The 20,903-nt window shown below is 40.0% G+C and carries 16 protein-coding genes; 15 read left to right on the top strand and 1 reads right to left on the bottom strand.

Annotation, left to right across the window (positions count from 1 at the left end; genetic code table 11):
* Positions 1–16 precede the first annotated feature (16 nt).
* Positions 17–1,954 carry a sucrose-specific PTS transporter subunit IIBC gene (locus ACXYSL_RS02765; protein ID WP_458623900.1) on the top strand — a complete coding sequence of 646 codons (1,938 nt, stop codon included), beginning with the start codon at positions 17–19 and terminating at the stop codon, positions 1,952–1,954.
* A 149-nt stretch (positions 1,955–2,103) separates the two neighbouring features.
* On the top strand, positions 2,104–2,991 hold the full coding sequence (gene scrK, locus ACXYSL_RS02760; protein WP_458623899.1) for a fructokinase ScrK: 888 nt from the start codon (positions 2,104–2,106) through the stop codon (positions 2,989–2,991).
* 41 nt (positions 2,992–3,032) lie between these two features.
* On the opposite strand, the gene ACXYSL_RS02755 is transcribed toward scrK, so the two are convergent.
* Positions 3,033–3,650 (bottom strand): TVP38/TMEM64 family protein, encoded by a 618-nt coding sequence (locus ACXYSL_RS02755; protein WP_000076176.1) that lies wholly within the window; start codon positions 3,648–3,650, stop codon positions 3,033–3,035.
* 135 nt (positions 3,651–3,785) lie between these two features.
* Here ACXYSL_RS02755 and ACXYSL_RS02750 point away from each other — a divergent pair, with 135 nt between their 5' ends.
* The 13 genes from ACXYSL_RS02750 to metF all read left to right on the top strand — a co-directional run bounded on the left by ACXYSL_RS02750 (position 3,786) and on the right by metF (position 20,475).
* Positions 3,786–6,419 carry a DEAD/DEAH box helicase family protein gene (locus ACXYSL_RS02750; protein ID WP_458623898.1) on the top strand — a complete coding sequence of 878 codons (2,634 nt, stop codon included), beginning with the start codon at positions 3,786–3,788 and terminating at the stop codon, positions 6,417–6,419.
* A gap of 50 nt (positions 6,420–6,469) precedes the next feature.
* A complete protein-coding gene (locus ACXYSL_RS02745) occupies positions 6,470–7,636 on the top strand; it encodes an AbiH family protein (protein ID WP_458623897.1) in 1,167 nt (388 codons plus the stop codon).
* 106 nt (positions 7,637–7,742) lie between these two features.
* The gene (locus ACXYSL_RS02740; protein WP_458623896.1) at positions 7,743–9,314 is read left to right on the top strand and encodes a type I restriction-modification system subunit M; all 1,572 of its coding nucleotides are present in this window, start codon (positions 7,743–7,745) and stop codon (positions 9,312–9,314) included.
* Positions 9,304–10,308, top strand: a complete 1,005-nt coding sequence (locus ACXYSL_RS02735; RefSeq protein ID WP_458623895.1) for a virulence RhuM family protein — start codon at positions 9,304–9,306, stop codon at positions 10,306–10,308. The genes ACXYSL_RS02740 and ACXYSL_RS02735 overlap by 11 nt, the downstream gene beginning before the upstream one ends.
* Positions 10,308–11,504: a restriction endonuclease subunit S gene (locus ACXYSL_RS02730; RefSeq protein ID WP_458623894.1), complete on the top strand. Its 1,197-nt coding sequence runs from the start codon at positions 10,308–10,310 to the stop codon at positions 11,502–11,504. Before ACXYSL_RS02735 ends, ACXYSL_RS02730 begins: the two co-directional genes overlap by 1 nt.
* Positions 11,505–11,563: 59 nt before the next feature.
* Positions 11,564–12,145, top strand: a complete 582-nt coding sequence (locus tag ACXYSL_RS02725; protein ID WP_458623893.1) for a restriction endonuclease subunit S — start codon at positions 11,564–11,566, stop codon at positions 12,143–12,145.
* 55 nt (positions 12,146–12,200) lie between these two features.
* On the top strand, positions 12,201–15,245 hold the full coding sequence (locus tag ACXYSL_RS02720; RefSeq protein ID WP_458623892.1) for a type I restriction endonuclease subunit R: 3,045 nt from the start codon (positions 12,201–12,203) through the stop codon (positions 15,243–15,245).
* Between the two features lie 134 nt (positions 15,246–15,379).
* The gene (locus ACXYSL_RS02715; RefSeq protein ID WP_458623891.1) at positions 15,380–15,784 is read left to right on the top strand and encodes a YbgA family protein; all 405 of its coding nucleotides are present in this window, start codon (positions 15,380–15,382) and stop codon (positions 15,782–15,784) included.
* Complete coding sequence (locus tag ACXYSL_RS02710) at positions 15,768–16,133, top strand: TIGR02328 family protein (RefSeq protein ID WP_458623890.1); 366 nt, start codon at positions 15,768–15,770, stop codon at positions 16,131–16,133. The genes ACXYSL_RS02715 and ACXYSL_RS02710 overlap by 17 nt, the downstream gene beginning before the upstream one ends.
* A 156-nt stretch (positions 16,134–16,289) precedes the next feature.
* Positions 16,290–16,655: a type II toxin-antitoxin system RelE/ParE family toxin gene (locus tag ACXYSL_RS02705; RefSeq protein WP_458623889.1), complete on the top strand. Its 366-nt coding sequence runs from the start codon at positions 16,290–16,292 to the stop codon at positions 16,653–16,655.
* A complete protein-coding gene (locus tag ACXYSL_RS02700; protein ID WP_458624012.1) occupies positions 16,645–16,938 on the top strand; it encodes a helix-turn-helix domain-containing protein in 294 nt (97 codons plus the stop codon). Before ACXYSL_RS02705 ends, ACXYSL_RS02700 begins: the two co-directional genes overlap by 11 nt.
* 328 nt (positions 16,939–17,266) lie before the next feature.
* Complete coding sequence (metE, locus tag ACXYSL_RS02695) at positions 17,267–19,516, top strand: 5-methyltetrahydropteroyltriglutamate--homocysteine S-methyltransferase (RefSeq protein ID WP_458623888.1); 2,250 nt, start codon at positions 17,267–17,269, stop codon at positions 19,514–19,516.
* A 92-nt stretch (positions 19,517–19,608) separates the two neighbouring features.
* Positions 19,609–20,475, top strand: a complete 867-nt coding sequence (gene metF / locus ACXYSL_RS02690; protein ID WP_458624011.1) for a methylenetetrahydrofolate reductase [NAD(P)H] — start codon at positions 19,609–19,611, stop codon at positions 20,473–20,475.
* The last annotated feature ends 428 nt before the right edge of the window (positions 20,476–20,903 follow it).

Here is a 20,903-nt window from a genome sequence, read left to right as displayed (position 1 = left end):
TAAGGAGATTTTTGCTATGGATTATAGTAAAGTTGCTGCCGAGGTCATTGAGGCTGTCGGCAAAGAGAATCTTGTAGCTGCAGCACATTGTGCGACTCGCCTTCGTCTGGTGTTAAAAGATGAAACGAAAGTGAACCAAGCAGCTCTAGATAATAATGCGGATGTGAAGGGGACTTTTAGCACAAACGGACAATACCAAATTATTATTGGTCCCGGAGACGTTAACTTTGTATATGCAGAAATCATCAAAAAAACAGGTTTGAAAGAAGTTTCCACAGATGACTTAAAAGAGATTGCGAATAAAGACAAAAAATTTAATCCATTGATGGATTTGATTAAGCTTTTGTCAGACATCTTTGTTCCAATCATTCCTGCATTGGTTGCGGGTGGTCTTTTGATGGCATTACGTAACTTCTTGACATCACCAGACTTATTTGGACCTCAATCTATTGAAGACATGTACCCTGCTATCAAAGGGATCTCAGCGATGATTCAATTGATGTCTGCTGCCCCATTTATGTTCTTACCTGTTTTAGTAGGGATTTCAGCAGCTAAACGTTTTGGGGCAAACCAATTTCTTGGTGCGGCTATCGGTATGATTATGACCACACCAGATTTGGGTGGTAAAGAAGCTTTTTGGGATATTTTAGGTTTCCATGTTACACAAACAAACTATGCTTATCAAGTAATCCCAGTCCTTGTAGCTGTCTGGTTGTTGGCAACTTTAGAAAAATTCTTCCACAAGAAATTGCCTTCTGCGGTTGACTTCACCTTTACTCCGCTTTTATCAGTTATGATTACAGGATTCCTAACTTTTACAGTTATTGGTCCTGTGATGTTGGTGGTTTCTGATGCGATTACTAATGTTATTGTATGGCTATACAATACTACAGGTGCATTTGGTATGGGGCTCTTTGGTGGTACATACTCATTGATTGTTATGACGGGGCTTCACCAATCATTCCCTGCTATTGAGACTCAGTTATTATCGGCATACAATAATAACGGTACTGGATTTGGTGACTACATCTTTGTTGTTGCTTCAATGGCAAACGTGGCGCAAGGTGCAGCCACTCTCGCAATCTACTTCTTGACTAAAAATGCTAAAACTAAAGGATTGTCAAGTTCTGCGGCTGTCTCTGCTTTCCTTGGGATTACTGAGCCTGCCCTATTTGGGGTGAACTTGAAATATAAATTCCCATTCTTCTGTGCTCTTGCTGGTTCAGCAGTTGGTGCCTTTGTGGCAGGTTTGACCCATGTCATTGCAGTTTCTTTGGGAGCAGCTGGATTTATCGGATTCCTATCTATTAAAGCAGGTTCAATCCCTATGTATGTAGTTGCAGAAGTGATTTCATTTGTTGCAGCCTTTGCTTTAACTTATTTCTATGGTAAAACAAAAGCGGCAGGTGTCTTTGCTGATGAGGCTGCAGCAGCAACTGCAGAAACAGTTACTGAAACTACAGTAGAAGCACCAGTAGTGGAAGAGTTTGATACTCTTCAAAATGAAACAATCCTTACTCCAATTGTTGGGGAAGTTGTTGCACTTGCTGACGTGAATGATCCAGTTTTCTCAAGTGGAGCTATGGGACAAGGGATTGCTGTCAAACCTAGTCAAGGTGTAGTTTATGCGCCAGCTGATGCAGAAGTATCTATCGCCTTTGCAACAGGACATGCTTATGGTTTGAAAACTGAAAATGGTGCTGAAATCCTTATCCACGTTGGTATTGATACAGTGTCTATGGACGGCGAAGGATTTGACAAAAAAGTTGCCCAAGGTGATAAAGTCAAAGCAGGTGACGTTCTTGGAACCTTTGACTCAAACAAAATCGCTGCTGCAGGTCTTGACGACACAACAATGGTTATCGTAACCAACACAGCAGACTACGCTTCTGTGACACCAGTCGCAAGCGGTTCAGTTGTTAAGGGTGATGCCGTTATTGAAGTGAAAATCTAATCAATCCTTTCTAAAGTGAAAACGAACAAATGTCATGTTTGTTCGTTTTTACTTGAATGGTAAGATTTACAGAGGAAAATCTAAAATATAGAGAAATGTAGACTTTCAAAATGTGCTATAATAGAGAAAACAAAGATAAGAGGTTTATCATGACAAAATTATACGGAAGCTTAGAAGCAGGCGGTACAAAGTTTGTCTGTGCTGTCGGAGATGAAAATTTTAACATTGTAGAAAAAACACAATTTCCTACAACAACTCCTATCGAGACCATCGATAAAACCATTGAGTTCTTTTCAAAATTCGATAACCTTGCTGGTCTTGCTGTCGGATCATTTGGTCCGATCGATATCGACAAAAACTCAAAAACTTATGGCTTTATCACAACAACTCCAAAACCACATTGGGCAAATGTAGACTTGCTTGGTGCTCTCCGTCGCGCCCTCAACGTACCCATGTATTTCACTACAGACGTAAACAGCTCTGCTTATGGTGAAGTGGTTGCCCGTAACAATGCTGGCGGTCATATCGAAAACTTGGTCTACTACACGATCGGTACAGGGATTGGTGCAGGTGTTATCCAACGTGGTGAGTTTATCGGTGGTGTAGGTCACCCTGAGATGGGTCACTACTATGTGGCTAAACACCCAATGGATGTAGAGAAAGAATTTAACGGCGTTTGTCCATTCCACAAGGGCTGTTTGGAAGGCTTTGCGGCTGGTCCAAGCCTCGAAGCTCGTACAGGTATTCGTGGTGAAAACATCGAACTCAACAGCTCTGTCTGGGATGTTCAAGCCTACTATATCGCTCAGGCTGCGGTCAATGCTACCGTGACGTTCCGTCCAGACGTCATCGTCTTTGGTGGTGGGGTTATGGCCCAACAACACATGCTGGACCGTGTGCGTGAGAAATTCACAGCCCTCCTCAACGGCTACCTACCAGTACCAGACGTGCGTGACTACATTGTTACTCCAGCAGTCGCAGGAAATGGTTCCGCAACACTTGGGAACTTTGTTCTCGCTAAAAGCGTCGCAAAATAAAAAAAGCATCCGTTTGGGCAACCAAACGGATTTTTCTATTCTCAAAACATCTGCCAGAAGAAATCAATAATATAGGTCAAACCATAGGTATAAACCACTAGCGTAAAAGGCTTGGTCAAAATGATGATGATCATATAGCGCTTAAAGGTCATCTTGGTCAGTGCTGCCAGCATGCAGAGAAAGTCAGCTGGGCTAACTGGCCAGATCATCATAAAGATAAAGAAACGCTCAAAGCGATTGCCCTTATCGAGCCAGCCGATATATTTGTCATAGGTGCGCTTGCTGACGACGGACTGGACAAAGGCAGCTCCGTAGAGGCGTACCAGGTAAAAGATAATGGCACAGCCAATCACGATGCCGATATAGTTGTAGATGGTTCCGATGATGTGGCCGTAAATAAAGACCCCAGCCACTGAGGTCAAAGCTCCCGGAATGATCGGAACGACGGTTTGTAGGATCTGTAAAAAGATAAAGAGTGGTGGCCCCCAAACCCCAGCTTGCTGGATAAAGGCCGATAGGGTTTCCTTTGATTGTAAAACACCCGCCTGATAGGCCCAAATACAGAAAATCAAGGTGCCGACTCCCCCGACGATAGATGAGATATTGATGACTTGCTGTAGAAGGGGAGAAACAGCTTTCATTTGCTTATCCTGTGACATGTAAACTCCTCATAGATAGTATGGTTCTACTATACCATATTTTTCTTATAAAGACTAATTTGATTCCTTATCTTGCTTTTTATATAAGTGTGGTACAATTAAAGGAGTAAGTCAAGAGATATAATGGTGAAAGAAATGTTAGATTTAAAATTTAAAGGAAGATGGAGAAAGTACCAAAAGGAAGTCTTAGATCGTTTTCAGAACTATCAAACAGATGGCCATGTTCACCTAGTGGCGGCACCAGGGTCCGGCAAGACCACCATTGGTATCGAGCTGATCGCTCGTTTTGGCAACCCAGCCCTTGTCTTGGTTCCAACTGTCACCATTCGTGAACAATGGGTAGATAGGATCCAAACAGCCTTTTTAGAGAACGAACAGAAGATTTCAGATCTCGTTTCCCAAAACTTAAAGGAGATGAAGGCATTAACGATTGTGACATATCAGGCTTTTCATAGCGCCATGAACCAATTGCAATCACAAGAAGATGGAGAAGCAGAGGATTTTGTGGGGTTTGATTTGCTTGCAAGTCTAAGAGCTCAGAAAGTTGCTACTCTTTGCTTGGACGAATGCCACCACCTGCGCAATGAATGGTGGAAAAGTCTGGAAGTCTTTCGCAAGCAGTATGGACAGTTGCAAGTCATCTCCCTGACAGCGACACCACCTTATGACAGCGAACCTGAACTCTGGGAACGCTATATCCGAATGTGTGGGGAAATTGACCAAGAAATCACGGTACCTGAACTAGTCAAGGAAGACACCCTCTGCCCTCATCAGGATTTTGTTTATATCTGTTCACCAACAGCTGAAGAGTCAGAACACCTCAGGCAGTTTGAAGATAGAAAGTGGGAGTATATCCATCAGCTTTTGGTCAATCCTGACTTTCAAGCTCTAGTATCAGGTTCGAAGGTACTCAAAGGAGATATTTCATCCGATGTTCTATTAGAAGACCCTAAGTACTTGTCGGCTATTTTGATCTATATGCATTCTCAAGGCTTGACCATTCCTGACTCTTTAGAGAATCTTTTGGGGGCGAAACGTCTGCCTCAGGTGAACTCCTACTGGCTCGAGCTGTTGTTGCAGAGCGTTCTCTATCAAACTCCAGATTGGTACGAGGATTCAAATGGATTTAGGGAAAAGTTAGAATCGGAGTTAAAAGCACGGGGGTTGATCGAACAGCGACAGGTTTCTCTAGTCAAGTCCAAGTCTAAGGACAAGATTTTAAATCAGTCTTTGGGGAAATTGTCTGGTATTGCAGATATTTTTCTGACTGAGTATAAGAGTATGGGACAAGATTTGCGACAACTCGTCTTGGCGGATTATATTCGCAAGGATTTTGCCACCTATCTGGGAGATAATCAGGCAACCATTTCTCAGTTGGGGGTTCTCCCTTATTTTGAAAGCATTCGTCGCAAAGCTCAGGAGCAAGAGATAGCTGTATCTTTGGCTGTCTTGTCAGGGAGTATCGTTATTCTTCCCACCAATGTGGCAGCAGAGTTGAAGGAACTCTTGCCTCAGGTTCATCTTAGTTTTTCGTCTCTTGGTCAGTTAGACCAAGAGGATTATGTGCTGGTGGGATTCCCTAGTACTGCTAAGGGTATTGTAGCGGCGGTGACGGAACTTTTTCAACGAGGGCAGATTCAAGTCCTAGTCGGAACCAAATCTCTCCTCGGAGAGGGTTGGGATGCTCCTTGTGTTAATTCCCTAATCCTCGGAAGCTTTGTGGGGAGCTTTATGCTGAGTAACCAGATGCGGGGGCGTGCCATTCGTATCTGGCCGGGACATCCAGAAAAGACCAGTAACATCTGGCATCTGGTAGCCGTTCAAGCGCAAGCGCTCATCACTCTTCCTGGTGAGGAGTCAAGACCAGAGAGCAATCAGGATCTGCAAACCTTGTCTCGTCGTATGGAACATTTTCTTGGACTGGCCTATAATCAGGAGAGTATTGAGACCGGTTTGGATCGTTTGGATTTTCCAAAGCCCCCTTTTAAGAAAAAGCAAATCAGAGAGTATAACGAACGGATTAAGATGTTATCCAAGGATCGAGCAGGTTTGCGCAAAAAATGGTACGATTCTCTCGTAGTGGCAGATCAATTTGAGATTGTCACTGAAGTTGCGACTCAAAAACAGAAAATTCCAATCATGCTCCAGTTTGATGCATTAAAATGGGTACGCATGTCTTTGCTGCTGTTAGCAGTGGATTTATTGGTTTTGTTGTTTAGAATGAGACTGACTGGAGTTTGGTGGCTTACAGCAGCTTGTCTCCTCTTTTTGGCCTTTGCATCTTGGCGCTACCTCTGCTATAAGAGTCCCTATAAACGTTTGCAATCTTTGGGTGAGCAGATCCGAAAGGCTCTGCTAGATTCGGGGCATCTAACGGACGATCAATCCCGTGTTCAGGTAGAGGAGGACAAGGAAAACTATATGGTTTTCGCCTATCTCAAGGGAGGTAGTATGAGAGATAAGGAATTGTTTGCTCAGACTGTGGGAGAGTTCTTTGCACCAGTGGACAATCAGCGCTATCTCTTGAAGGCAGAGAAAGTCCGACAAGGTCAGTCACCTTACTATGCCGTGCCAAGCCTTTTTGATAAGCGCAAGGAAGAAGCGCAGAAATTCCTTGACTTTCTGACGCCAACTATCGGACGCTATCACCTGATCTACACACGAACAGAGACCGGACGGAAAATCCTTCTCGAAGCTCGTATCAAAGCTCTTTCTAACAAAAATGACCGTATCTTGACTAAGAAGAAGGTTAAAAGCCAGTTGGAGTAGGGGAGGTAAAATATACCCCTCTAGAAAATAAAAAAGCAAAGGGAGAAAATATGGCAGATACAATTTTAATTTTAGGTAATGGCTTTGATATTGCAATGGGGCGAAAAACAAAGTATACAGATTTTATTGACTTTGAAAAACAATTATTTTCTAATCCTGATGAGAGACTACAAGAGTTTCTAGAAGTTAAAAATATAAGGATTGAGAAATACAGAGATAATTTGTATTTGAAATTTATTAATGATAACAAGGATAAACTTGGAGAAAATTGGTCTAACCTTGAAATCATGATTTCTCAACTTGCAGATGCAATACTGTTTTTTAAAGAAAATAGTAAAGTATTATCTGAATGTATTGGATCTGATTATTACCCTTATTTTAATGATGTTTTAGAAGATACAAATAATTACACCGCAAAACGTTATGTTGCAAAAGTATTCGAAGATGAAATTCTAGATGAAGAATTGGATAATTATAAAAAAGAACTTTTCATAGAGAACCTTAATGAGTTATTTACTAAAAAACTTGATTTATTAATTGAACTATTAGAAATCTATCTGTCGTATTTAAATTATTTAGATTTTGAGGTTCAAGCGATTGAAGCACGTCCAACAGCTCTAGATGCATTATCAGATTTGTCCAATTCCTATGTACTAAACTTTAATTATACTAACACATCAGGTAATATCTACGGAACTTCTGAGGATAAAACTCATTTTATACATGGTAGAATTGATTTAGATAGAACTTTTAATCGGGTCAATACAATGGTCTTTGGAATTGAGGATAAGGAAAATGATGTCAACAGTGCTATAATTCCTTACCAGAAATACTATCAACGAATTGTTAAGGAAACTGGGAATAAGTTTGAGAAGTTTTTTAAAGTAACCCATTTTACCGAAAATATAAATATACCGAGTAGAGGAATAAGCGTTCCCTATACTAAAAAAACTTCAAAAAATATTGTTATTTTCGGTCATTCAGTAGATCCATTGGATAAAGAAATATTCCAAAAATGTTTTGCGTTAGCTGAGGAAGGTGGGTATCTCTACCGATTTATTTTCACTTATTTAGATGAGCCAGCTAAACGTTCGATTATAAAGAATCTTGCAATCATTCTTGGTAAGGAAAAACTGATAGAGTTAACAGGGAAACGGAATGTTGTATTTATAAAGAGTGATGATAAGGATGGTATGAAAGAAGTTCTACTACCTTAATAAAGTTAAGAATAGTTTATAGCCCACTCGCTCTAGTCAGGTCGAGTGGTTTTTCTTGAAATATGATAAAATAGAAAAGATAATACATTAATTAAGGAAAGTAAAAATGGCAAGTAAAGAAAATGCAGAACGCAAGGAGTTGCATCGTAAAATTTGGGCGATTGCGGACGATGTGCGTGGGGCTGTAGACGGTTGGGATTTTAAACAATATATCCTAGGAATTCTGTTCTATCGTTTTATTTCAGAGCACATGGCAGACTATTTTGACCGTGCGGAGCATGAGGCTGGGGACTTAGAATTCCGTTATGCTGACTTAAGTGACCAAGAAGCTGAGCAAGATTTCAAACCAGGGACAGTTGAGGATAAGGGGTTCTTTATCCTTCCAAGTCAATTATTTGAAAATGTCGTCAAGAACGCCTCGCAAAATGAAAATCTAAACGAAGAATTAGCCAATATTTTCCAAGATATTGAGAAGTCAGCGATTGGTTTCAAATCAGAAGACGATATCAAAGGCTTATTTGATAACTTGGACACACGAAGCAATATCCTTGGTGGAACTGTTCCAGAAAAAAATAAACGTCTTTCTGATATTCTCAATGGTATCAATAGCATTAGCTTTGGTAACTTTGAGGAAAATGATATCGATGCCTTCGGAGATGCCTATGAATTCTTGATTTCCAACTATGCGAGCAATGCTGGTAAAAGTGGTGGTGAATTTTTCACACCTCAGACAGTGTCTAAATTATTGGCTCGTTTGGTAATGGTTGGTAAGGATAAAATTAACAAGGTTTACGACCCAACATGTGGTTCGGGTTCGCTCTTGCTTCAGATGAAAAAACAATACGAAGACCATATCTTGGAGGATGGTTTCTTTGGTCAAGAAATCAATATGACCAACTATAACTTGGCTCGTATGAATATGTTCTTGCACAATATCAACTACAATAACTTTGATATTAAGCGAGGAGATACCCTTTTAAATCCTCAGCATCTGGAAGAAAAGCCTTTTGATGCTATCGTTTCTAACCCTCCGTATTCTGTCAAATGGGTGGGAGATGGAGATCCAACTCTGATAAATGATGACCGTTTTGCTCCTGCAGGGAAACTAGCGCCCAAGTCAAAAGCTGACTTTGCCTTTATTATGCATAGTCTCAACCACTTGTCTAATAAAGGTCGGGCAGCTATTGTTTGCTTCCCAGGCATTTTCTATCGTGGAGGTGCTGAAAAGACCATTCGTCAGTATCTGGTAGATAACAACTTTGTTGAAGCGGTTATTGCCCTTCCAGATAATCTCTTCTTTGGCACTTCTATCGCAACTACGATTTTAGTTCTGGCGAAGAATAAACTAGAAAACAAAACCCTCTTTATTGATGCGAGTAAAGAATTCAAAAAAGAGACCAATAATAATGTCTTGACAGATAGTAATATCGATTATATCGTTGAATTATTCACTAATTATCAAAGTGTAGACTATAAAGCAGCTCTTGTTGATAATGATGTGATTGGATCAGAACAAGACTACAATCTTTCTGTCTCAACCTATGTCGAACAAGAAGATACACGTGAGAAGATTGATATTGATGAGCTCAATAAAGAAATCGCTGAGACTGTTGCCAAGATTGACCACTTGCGTGCAGAGATAGATAAGATTGTAGAGGAACTTAGCCATGGCAAATGATGTGATTCTCTATAGAACAGATGACGGGGAGTCTGCTATTGAACTTCACTTGGATAATGGAACGGTTTGGTTGACCCAACAGGAACTAGCTGAGCTTTTTCAGACTTCCAAGCAAAACATTAGTAAACATATCAAGGCCATCTTTGAAGATGGTGAATTGGATGAAACAGTGGTTGTCAACTATCAGTTGACAACCACTCGTCACGGTGCAATAGCTGGTAAAACTCAGTCAAAAAAAGTAGCCTACTATAATCTCGATATGATTTTGGCGATTGGTTATCGTGTGCGTTCCCCTCGTGGAGTCCAGTTTAGACATTATGCTTCGACAGTCTTGAAAGAGTATCTGATTAAGGGCTTTGCTATGGATGATGAGCGCTTGAAAAACTTTGGTGGTGGCTCTTACTTTAAAGAACTTCTTGAAAGAATCCGAGATATCCGCTCAAGTGAAAAAGTCTTTTATCGTCAGGTTTTAGATCTCTTTGCTACATCAAGTGACTACAATGCAAACTCACCAGAGGCAAAGAAATTCTTTGCGACAGTCCAAAACAAGATGCATTATGCCATTCACCACAATACTGCAAGTGAACTCATCTATAACCGTGTCAATAGCGAAAAGGAGTTTATGGGCTTGACCACTTTTAAGGGCGACCTCCCTACTCTGTCTGAAGCAAAGGTTGCCAAGAACTATCTGACAGAGAAGGAACTTCGTGGGCTTAGTCAGCTTGTATCAGGATATCTAGACTTTGCTGAAAGGCAGGCGGAGCGAGAAGAGGTCATGACTATGGCTGACTGGGTGACTCACGTAGATCGTATTCTTCAGGCTACTGGAGAAGACTTGCTGGACAATAGTGGTTCTATCTCTCGTGAACAGATGAAGCAGAAGGTAGATAAGGAATATAAGAGCTACCAAGCCAAGACACTCAGTCAAGTTGAAAAAGATTACCTCAAAGAAATTAAAAGCATTGAAAATCTAGCCAAGGAAGGAGGTAAGTGATGAACATCCTAGAAAAAATCCAGAACTGTCCCGTTGAGTGGAAAGAGTTAGGGGAAGTAGTTGAGGTTTTGGATAGTTTAAGACGCCCAATAACAAAAAGTCAAAGAATTCCGGGTGATATTCCTTATTATGGAGCTAATGGAATTCAAGATTATGTCAAAGATTGGATTTTTGACGGCACTTTTATTTTAATGGGAGAAGATGGAAGTGTAATAAAAAATGATAATTCACCTATATTACACTGGGTGATAGGTAAAATTTGGGTTAACAATCATGCGCATATTTTAGGTGAAGTACCAGGATGTGCTTTATTGAAATATGTGTATTATGTATTGAGTCAAACTGATGTCTCTGATATTGTTAGAGGGACACCTCCTAAGCTTAATCAAAAGAATCTAAAAAGTATAAAAATTCCAATTCCTCCTCTAGAAATTCAAGAAAAAATAGTGCAAATACTTGACAAATTTACCGATTATGTTACAGAATTGACCTCAGAATTGACCTCAGAATTGACCTCACGTAAAAAGCAATATTCTTTCTATCGAGATAAACTTTTGTCCTTTGAGGATGAAGTTTATCGGGTTGAGTGGAAAACTATTCAAGATATTTCTGTTAAGATTGTTACTGGAGTAACGCCTAAAAAATCATGCGAAGATTATTATCTTAAAGGTACTATTCCTTGGCTTAGAACAAATGAAGTAAAATTTAATACAATAACAACTACAGAAAAATATGTTACTGAGAAAGCTGTTGAAGAAACTGGTTTAAAATGGATACTGCCAAATAGCATAATTATTGCAATTTCAGGAGCAACTGCTGGTAGAGTTGCGATGAATAGTATTCCTTTAACAACTAATCAACATTGTTGTAGTATTAGTGTTGATGAAAGAATAGTAAATTATAAGTATTTGTATTATTGGTTGGTTAATCAAAATAGGCAGATATTGAGTTTGAAACAAGGAGCACGTGGGGATATAAATATGAGTATGATTAAATCATTGAAAATCCCAGTTCCATCTCTTGAAATACAGTCCCGTATTGTTCAAGTTTTAGACAACTTTGATACGGTTTGTAACGACTTAAATATCGGACTTCCCAAGGAGATTGAACTACGCCAAAAACAGTATGAATATTTTAGAGAAAAACTCTTGACATTCGTCGCCGAAGGCGAGTACACTGAGAGTAGAGTAGAGTAGAGGAGTGGGACAACTCCGCTATTATCAAGCTTTTACAGTGGGTATTTGGCCCAATTCGGGTGGAATTGGGAGCTATAGGAGACATTATTCGGGGGAATGGGCTTCAGAAAAAAGATTTTCAAGACGCAGGCGTTCCTTGTATCCATTACGGACAGATATATACATACTATGGAATTGAAACAGAGGTTGCAAAATCATTTGTTAATATTGAATTGTCCCAAAAACTTAAGAAGGCAAAAAATGGTGATTTGATTGTAGCGACGACATCTGAAAATATTGAGGACGTTGGAAAAGCTTTAGTCTGGCTTGGTAAAGATGAAGTTTGTATTGGCGGCCACTCATGTGTAATTAGAACAGAGCAAAATAGTAAATATTTAGCCTACTTTTTTAGAACTAGCTATTTCCAAAACCAGAAGAAAAAAAGAGTCTTGGGAACTAAAGTGATTGAACTTTATCCTAAAAACCTTGCAAAAATTCAAATAATATTACCTTCTTTATCAACACAATCTCAAATTGTCACCGTTCTTGACAATTTTAACACCTTAACAGACTCTCTTTCTGAAGGCCTTCCAAAGGAAATTGAACTAAGACAGAAACAGTATGACTACTGGCGGGAACAACTATTAAACTTTACTAGATAAATTCTTTAATCATTTTGAGATAGAATCTCAATTAAAACAAAAAAGGAAGCATGCTATGGTTGACTATTCAAAAATACATGAAGTAATTGCGGAAACAAATGAAGGGATTCTCTTGGCTGAGTATCAACCAGAGTATCATACGGATAGAGAATATCAGACAGAGGCTGATTTAGAAAATCAGTTAATTTCTGATTTGGTGAATCATCTCAACTATGAACGCTTAAATATTCATACACCTGAAGAGCTCTTAGCAAATGCCAAGGCACAAATAGAAAAACTCAATAAGGTGACTTTTACGAACGCTGAGTGGGATCGGTTTGTAGTAGAGTATCTGGATTGTCCCAATGAAGGATTAGTTGAAAAAACTCGAAAAATCCAGGAGAATTATATCTATGATTTTGTCTTTGATGATGGACGAATTAAAAATATTTTTATCCTTGATAAGAAAAACATTCATAACAACAGCATGCAGGTCATCAACCAAGTGACCCAAGTGGGTAGCCACACTAACCGTTATGACGTGACTATTTTAGTGAATGGTCTTCCGTTAGTTCAGATTGAATTGAAGAGACGAGGGGTTAGTCTCAAACAAGCTTTCGAACAAATCCATAGATATAGTAAGGAAAGTTTCAATAGCGCAAATTCTTTATACAAATACACTCAGATTTTTGTCATTTCCAATGGAACTTATACACGCTACTTTGCCAATACAACAGCACAAAATAAAAATCATTACGAGTTCACCTGTGAATGGGCAGACCGCAAGAATAAAACAATCCACGACCTAGAGGACTTTACTGTCACTTTCTTAAGTAAGCGAGTCCTTTTGGAGGTATTGACCAAGTATTGTGTTTTTGATGCTGATAATACCTTACTCATCATGCGTCCTTATCAGATAGCAGCTACTGAGAGTATCATACGCAAGATTCATTCCACAAATGAAATGAAGAATTTCGGTACGATTAATGCTTGTGGCTATATCTGGCATACGACGGGTTCTGGGAAAACTTTGACCAGCTTTAAGACCGCTCGTTTAGCAACAGAGTTGGACTATATTGATAAAGTGATATTTGTGGTGGATAGAAAAGACCTAGATTATCAAACCATGAAGGAATATCAAAAATTCCAACCAAATTCAGTAAATGGTAGTAACAATACAAAAGACCTCCAACGTAATATTGAAGAAAATGATGGTAAAATCGTTGTCACAACTATTCAGAAGTTAAATAAATTTATAACAGCAAATCCAAATCATGAAATCTACAGTAAGAAATGTGTCTTGATTTTTGACGAGTGCCATCGCTCCCAGTTTGGAAAGGCGCAAAAGCGTATCAAAAAAGCTTTTAAACAGTATGCTTTATTTGGATTTACAGGTACTCCGATTTTCCCGGAAAATAGCTTAACAGGAGAAACAACACAAGAGGTTTTTGGAGAGCAACTTCATAACTACGTTATAACAGATGCTATTCGAGATAAAAAAGTGTTGAAGTTCAAAGTCGACTATAACTATATCAAGCCTGAAATAAACAAGTATAGAGAAGCTGAAAAAGCAGTTGGTCAAGAGATTGATGAGAAGAAACTCAAAAAGATGGAGAAGGAGCTCCTATTGCATCCAGAACGGATAGCAACCATTACAGAGTACCTGTTGAGAGTTTATAATGACAAGACGCATCGGAGTAAATATTACACTCATAAACAAAAAAAGATGCAAGGATTTAATGCCATGTTAGCTGTACAAAGTATTGAAGCAGCAAAATTATACTATGAAGAACTCCAACGGCAACAAGCAACTTTACCAGAAGCTAAACGATTGAAAATCGCAACCATCTTTAGCTTTGCGCCAAACGAAGAACAGTCAGCTTATGGTGAAATTCAAGACGAAGAGCTAGAACCTCAAGATACAACTATGCCTCTATCTTCTAAAGAGTTTCTGGAAAAAGCGATTGATGACTATAATCGAATGTTCAAGACTAACTTCTCAATTGATGGGAAGGAGTTCCAAAATTACTATCGCGACCTTTCTAAGAGAGTTAAGTCTAAAGAAGTGGATCTTCTGATTGTAGTGGGTATGTTCTTGACGGGATTTGATGCTCCGACTATGAATACGCTATTTGTTGACAAGAATCTTCGTTATCATGGATTGATTCAGGCATTCTCGAGAACCAATCGAATTTTTAATAGGGTTAAACCTTTTGGAAATATTGTTTGTTTTCGTGATTTAGAAAAGGCTACGCAAGAAGCTATTAAGACTTTTGGAGACACAAATAAGCTTGAAATCATCTTAGAAAAAAGCTTTAGTGAATACATGGATGGTTTCGTTGACCAAGTAACAGGTATTGAGGTCAAAGGCTATACTGCGGTTTGTCAGGAAATTCTGGAAAAATTCCCAAATCCGCAAGAGATTGAAACAGAGCACGATAAAAAAGAGTTTGTTAAGTTATTTGGTGAGTTATTGAAACTTGATAATGTTCTTCGAAATTATGACGAATTCCAAGAAATCGACAAACCTATTTCTGAAGGTTATCTTCAGGATTTAAGAAGCGCCTATGTGGAAATTCGAGATGAATTTTTGAATCTTAAAAACTATGAAAAGACCAAAGATTTAGAGGTTGACCTTTCAGAAGTTGAATTTGAAATTGAACTCTTAAAAACAGATGAGATCAACCTAGACTATATTCTGGCATTGATTGTTGAAAAATCTAAGAATTCTGAGTCTAAAGAAGTAATGAAAGCAGAAGTTAGTCGTGTGATTCGTTCTAGTATCGATATTCGTGCCAAAGAAGAGTTGGTTATTGGATTTATCAATGACACCGATTTGCAAAAATTGAAAGACCATGATGGGATTATCAATGCTTTCTACGAATATGGCAAGGAGCGCAAGAAAATTGCGATTCACGACCTAGCTGAGGCTGAGAAGCTTGTAGATGACTATCAATTGTTTATCGACAAATCAATTCAAAGAGGTTATGCTGAAAATAGTGGGACTGATTTGGATTCGATTATTCCACCAACTTCTCGTAGACAGGGAGCGCGTGAACGGAAAAAGCAAGAAGTTTTACGTAAGATTCAGTTGTTGGTAGAGACATATTCAGGTATTTAAGGATTGTCAAACAAGGTTTATTATAAAAATCAGGAACTACAAAAAACACTCTTTATTCGCTCATATTCCGCTCATTTTTAGGATACAACTTTGTTTCCATATTTCCTGGAAACTGATAGAAAGCAAGGAGAAACATGGAACAAACTAACCAAAAATCCCAGTGCCAACAACTCTGGGCTAGAAACAAATACCTCGTTTTGAGCCATTCCAGCAATATTTACAATGAGATTCGCCAATACTTAAAGAATGAACAGGTGGAGGTGAGTCAGGTTCAAGAGATGATTGACCGTGCCTGTCAAATCCCAGAGCACAGGGGTCAGGTTTGCAATGCCTTTCAGCATATATGGGGCTATTTCAAAAAGAAAGCGACTGATGCTGAACGCAAGGACTACATGCTCTTGCTGGATCGCTACCGCTTTGGTCAAGCTTCTAAGCAAGATTTGATTGCTAAGACTCGAGACTTGCTGGATCGCTATCCAAATACCTACTTGCAACATTCGACTTTACTGAAAGGAGACTCCCATGAGACTTTGGCATGAGACTTTGATTTCACAACTTCCCCGTCCCCAGCTCTTGGGGCAACATCGAGAGTGTTGCGCCCTGCGTGGCAATGGCTGGGGCAGAAAGCATGCGACGGTTGACTATGTCTTTACCCACTCGCCCTATCGTCTCTATGCCTATCATCGCTTGATCATGGAGGAGATGGCTAATCGAGGCTATAAGGTGAGTCCAGAATGGTTGGACAAGAACTACCGTGGTAAGATCTGCCCTCCTTATGAGAATTTGTCTGAGGAGAAGTTGGACAATCCCATCTATAGTGAGCATGACGCAGAATACTATGAGGAGTGCCTGGATAATCTCCGAGAGAAGGGGATAGAGTTGGAGTAAGAGTCAGGATTAGCTCCACATTATAACTATTCTCATAATTTTTTCGAATAATAAAGATGAGACCTTTAGAATGATTCTAAGGTCTTCTTTTTATGGGTATTAGAATTTACTTTTAATAACTTTTGAGTTATAATTGAATTAGAAAGAGGCTACTTGGTGCATACGATTTACTTCTATAAGGACAAAAATGGAAACGAGCCAGTCTTAGATTATTTGAGAGAATTGGCTAGAAAGAAGAGTAAGGATAGTCGCATCAAACTCAATAAACTAAACGACTATATCGAGTTGCTTAGTCAGCATGGGACTAGAACTGGTGAACCCTATATCAAACATTTAGAAGATGAGATTTGGGAACTAAGACCTCTGAGGGATAGGATATTATTTGTGGCTTGGCTTGATGGGAGTTTTGTTCTCTTACATCATTTTGTCAAAAAGACTCAGAAAACTCCTAGGAGAGAAATTGAAAAAGCCAAGCGTGAACTGAAGGACATAAAAGAAAGAGGGTTAAGTGATGAAGAATAGTGCCATTGGAAGTAATTGGAAGGATGTCCGAACAGAACTCTTTACCAAGGAGGAAATCCTTGAAAGTGATATGCGAGTAGCTATCATGAGTGAGTTGATAGAAGCTAGACATGAGCAAGGTATCAGTCAGAAAAAACTAGAAGAACTCAGTGGAGTGAGCCAGCCTGTTATAGCTAGGATGGAGACAGGAAAGACCAGTCCTCAGTTGGATACGGTCTTAAAAGTCTTAGCCAGTTTAGGAAAGACACTAGCAGTCGTTCCCCTTGAACGGGAAAAAGGTTGATAGGGATGAAATTACGAAGTAATTTGCTCCCGTCCGCACTTTTTCAGGGAAATATCAGAATTACAAAAGAAAACCAACCTATAGTCTTTTCTAATAGCAAGCCATAGTCACTTATAAGCATCGTCAATAGCTCGTTTGAGCATTCCAACTAAAACACAGCTATAAATCTGGTAATACAAAGAATTTGAGACGTTGTTCTCAAGTCCTTTTCTTTTGTTCAAAAGAGAGATATAGTTTCAAACTATATCAAAGCCTAATTATTTACAATTATACAGACCCTTTCTTTTCTGTTAAGATAGTTTCAACAACAAATTTTGGAGGACACATCATGTCAACTACGATCATCGGTTTCCCTCGTTTGGGCGAATTCCGCGAATTAAAATTTACAACTGAAAAATACTTTAGAAAAGAAATCTCAGAAGAAGAACTCTTGGCAGCAGCAAAAGACTTGCGTGCTAAACACTGGAACATTGTCAAAGAAAAAGGCATCACTGAAATTCCATCAAATGACTTTTCTCACTATGACAACTTCCTAGATGCAGCTTTCCTTTTCAACGTGGTACCTGCTTCAGTTCAAAACTTGGACTTGTCTGATCTTGAGCGCTACTTTGCTTTGGCGCGTGGTTACCAAGGTGAAAAAGGGGACGTGCGTGCCCTTCCGATGAAGAAATGGTTCAACACCAACTACCACTACATCGTTCCTAAATTTGAAAAAGACACTCAAGTAAAATTGGCTGGTCACAAGATCTTTGATGAGTTCCAAGAAGCCAAAGAACTTGGATTGAACACTCGTCCAGTCCTTGTAGGACCATTCACTTTCCTTCAATTGTCAGACTTTGAAGAAGGCGTGAAAGCAGAAGACTTCGTAGACAGCTTAGTGGCTGCTTACCAAGAAGTTTTTGCTAAATTGGCGGAACTTGGTGCGACTCGTATTCAACTGGACGAAGCGGCTCTTGTCAAAGATTTGACAGCTGAAGAAAAAGCTCTTTTCTTGAACCTCTACAACAAACTATTGGCTGACAAAAAAGGTCTTGAAGTCTTGCTTCAAACTTACTTTGGTGATGTTCGTGATGTCTACGCTGACCTTGTGAAATTGCCAGTAGATGCCATCGGTCTTGATTTTGTTGAAGGTAAGAAAACTCTTGAACTGGTTAAAGGTGGTTTCCCAGCTGACAAGACTCTCTATGCAGGTATCGTCAATGGTAAAAACATCTGGCGTAACAACTACGAAAAGAGCTTGGCTGTTCTTGAGCAAATTCCAGCTGAAAACATCGTATTGACAAGCTCATGCTCACTTCTTCATGTGCCATTTACAACTGCTAACGAAGAATTTGAACCAGCTATCTTGAACCACTTTGCCTTTGCAGTTGAAAAATTGGAAGAACTTCGTGACTTGGATGCTATCCGCAATGGTCAAGGTGCAGAAGCTCTTACAGCTAACAAAGAACTCTTTGCGACTGAGCGTGTGGGTGAAAATGCAGAACTTCGTGCGCGTATCGCTGGATTGACAGACGCAGACTACACTCGTTTGCCAGCCTTTGCAGAACGTGAAGCTATCCAAGAAGAAGCCTTTAAACTTCCAGCCCTTCCAACAACAACCATCGGTTCATTCCCTCAAACTAAGGAAGTTCGTGCTAAACGTTTGGCTTACCGTAAGGGTGAATTGTCACAAGAAGAATACGACGCTTTCCTTGCTGAAACCATCGACGAATGGATCAAATGGCAAGAAGAAGTTGGATTTGACGTGCTTGTACACGGTGAGTTCGAGCGTAACGACATGGTTGAGTACTTCGGTCAAAACTTGTCAGGTTACCTCTTCTCTAAGAATGGTTGGGTACAATCATACGGTATGCGTGGGGTGAAACCACCAATCATCTGGGGTGACGTCACTCGTCTTAACCCAATCACTGTGAAATGGTCTAGCTACGCACAAAGCCGTACTGACAAACCTGTTAAGGGTATGTTGACTGGACCGGTTACCATCCTTAACTGGTCATTCCCACGTGAAGACATCTCTATCAAGGATTCTACTCTTCAAATCGCTCTTGCTATTAAGGATGAAGTTCTTGACCTTGAAGCTGCAGGCGTGAAGATTATCCAAATCGATGAGGCTGCTCTTCGTGAGAAATTGCCACTTCGTCGTAGCGACTGGTATGAAGACTACCTTGACTGGGCTATTCCAGCCTTCCGCTTGGTACACTCAACAGTAGCGCCAGATACACAGATCCACACTCACATGTGTTACTCAGAATTTACAGATATCATCCCAGCTATCGACAACATGGATGCGGACGTTATTTCCTTTGAAGCAAGCCGTTCAAACCTTGAAATCTTGGACGAACTCAAAGCGAAAAACTTCCAAACAGAAGTGGGACCTGGGGTTTACGATATCCACTCACCTCGTGTGCCAAACGAAGGCGAAATCGACCACACAATCGATGCTATTCTTGCCAAAGTACCAAGCAAGAAAGTTTGGATCAACCCTGACTGTGGTTTGAAAACACGTGGTATTCCAGAAACAAAAGAAAGCTTGATCCGCCTTGTCGAAGCAGCTAAAGCTGCGCGTGAGAAATTGTAAGATTCGATTTCTCTCGTGACCCTGACTGATCAAGGAACTGTTGGCCTAGCTGGCTCAGCAATCATGAAATCAAAAAGAAAAGGATAATGACTATGTCAAGCCAAACGCCGTCACTTTCATTTGAAGTGTTCCCTCCAAACCCAGCAGTGGGTAATGATAAAATTATTTCAGCCTTGCAGGATATGCGGGAGCTGACACCGCACTTTATCAGTGTGACCGCCAGCAATAATAAATTTAATATCAAGGAAACGACGGTTCGTTTGGCTGACTTTATCCAGAATGATTTGGCGATTCCAACCATTGCCCACTTGCCAGCTATCTACCTGACCAAGGAAAAGGTTGCTGAAACCATTGCAGATTTGGACAAGGTTGGTGTGCGAAAAATCTTGGCTCTACGTGGGGATATCATCCCTGATGTGGAGCCACAAAAGGATTTTCGCTACGCAACGGACTTGATCGAGTTCATCAAGGAACAAGCTCCTCACTTTGAGATTATCGGAGCTTGCTACCCAGAGGGACACCCTGACTCGCCAAACCAGATCTCGGATATCCAAAACCTCAAGAAGAAAGTAGACGCAGGCTGTTCAAGTCTCGTAACGCAGCTTTTCTTTGACAATGAGCGTTTCTATGATTTCAAAGACAAGTGTACCTTGGCAGGGATTGATGTTCCTATTCATGCGGGGATCATGCCCATTCTGAACCGTAACCAAGCGCTTCGTCTCTTGAAGACTTGTGAGAATATCCACCTTCCACGTAAATTTAAAGCTATCTTAGACAAGTATGAGCATGACCCTGAGTCGCTCAGAGCAGCAGGACTTGCCTATGCAGTGGACCAAATCGTGGACTTGGTCACTCAGGATGTTGCAGGTGTGCATCTCTACACCATGAACAATGCTGAAACAGCAAAATACATCCACCAAGCAACCCATGCCTTGTTTAATCATCAGTCTTTAGGATAATCGATTCTTTTAGCCTTTCATCTGAAGTGGTTAGGCCGCCAGCAAACCTTCGGTTTCATGGCTAAACTGAAAGCCTTGGTCTTTCAGTTTGCCTGTAACGTTAGCAAAACTAACGTTACTTTAACCACTGAGACGATAGCTTGTCATTCACTTGCTTTTAAATAAAAAATGACAGATGTGAAAGCCAAAGAATTTGCTAAATAAAATAAACAACAAACCATTCCTCTTTTCATGGGGGAATGGTTCCTTTTTAATAGAAAAGCCCGCACTTTTTAAGAAAAATATGATAAAATAGACTCTGTACGTACTTGATACAAAGATGAGGGTATAAAATAATACAATGCATTCAAACTGCAAGGTATAGCGACACGAGCGAGTCAAATCGATAATATGACGAGAGAGTTAGCAAAGCATTTAGTTAATCGTCT

The sequence above is a fragment of the Streptococcus sp. V913 genome, from assembly GCF_054353455.1.
Note: the sequence above shows the minus strand (reverse complement) of the source record. Positions and strands in the feature narration are given on the sequence as shown.

Coding starts and splice junctions, on each gene's coding strand:
- ACXYSL_RS02765 (WP_458623900.1), top strand. CDS start 17: ATGGATTATAGTAAAGTTGCTGCCGAGGTCATTGAGGCTGTCGGCAAA.
- scrK (WP_458623899.1), top strand. CDS start 2,104: ATGACAAAATTATACGGAAGCTTAGAAGCAGGCGGTACAAAGTTTGTC.
- ACXYSL_RS02755 (WP_000076176.1), bottom strand. CDS start 3,650: ATGTCACAGGATAAGCAAATGAAAGCTGTTTCTCCCCTTCTACAGCAA.
- ACXYSL_RS02750 (WP_458623898.1), top strand. CDS start 3,786: ATGTTAGATTTAAAATTTAAAGGAAGATGGAGAAAGTACCAAAAGGAA.
- ACXYSL_RS02745 (WP_458623897.1), top strand. CDS start 6,470: ATGGCAGATACAATTTTAATTTTAGGTAATGGCTTTGATATTGCAATG.
- ACXYSL_RS02740 (WP_458623896.1), top strand. CDS start 7,743: ATGGCAAGTAAAGAAAATGCAGAACGCAAGGAGTTGCATCGTAAAATT.
- ACXYSL_RS02735 (WP_458623895.1), top strand. CDS start 9,304: ATGGCAAATGATGTGATTCTCTATAGAACAGATGACGGGGAGTCTGCT.
- ACXYSL_RS02730 (WP_458623894.1), top strand. CDS start 10,308: ATGAACATCCTAGAAAAAATCCAGAACTGTCCCGTTGAGTGGAAAGAG.
- ACXYSL_RS02720 (WP_458623892.1), top strand. CDS start 12,201: ATGGTTGACTATTCAAAAATACATGAAGTAATTGCGGAAACAAATGAA.
- ACXYSL_RS02715 (WP_458623891.1), top strand. CDS start 15,380: ATGGAACAAACTAACCAAAAATCCCAGTGCCAACAACTCTGGGCTAGA.
- ACXYSL_RS02710 (WP_458623890.1), top strand. CDS start 15,768: ATGAGACTTTGGCATGAGACTTTGATTTCACAACTTCCCCGTCCCCAG.
- ACXYSL_RS02700 (WP_458624012.1), top strand. CDS start 16,645: ATGAAGAATAGTGCCATTGGAAGTAATTGGAAGGATGTCCGAACAGAA.
- metE (WP_458623888.1), top strand. CDS start 17,267: ATGTCAACTACGATCATCGGTTTCCCTCGTTTGGGCGAATTCCGCGAA.
- metF (WP_458624011.1), top strand. CDS start 19,609: ATGTCAAGCCAAACGCCGTCACTTTCATTTGAAGTGTTCCCTCCAAAC.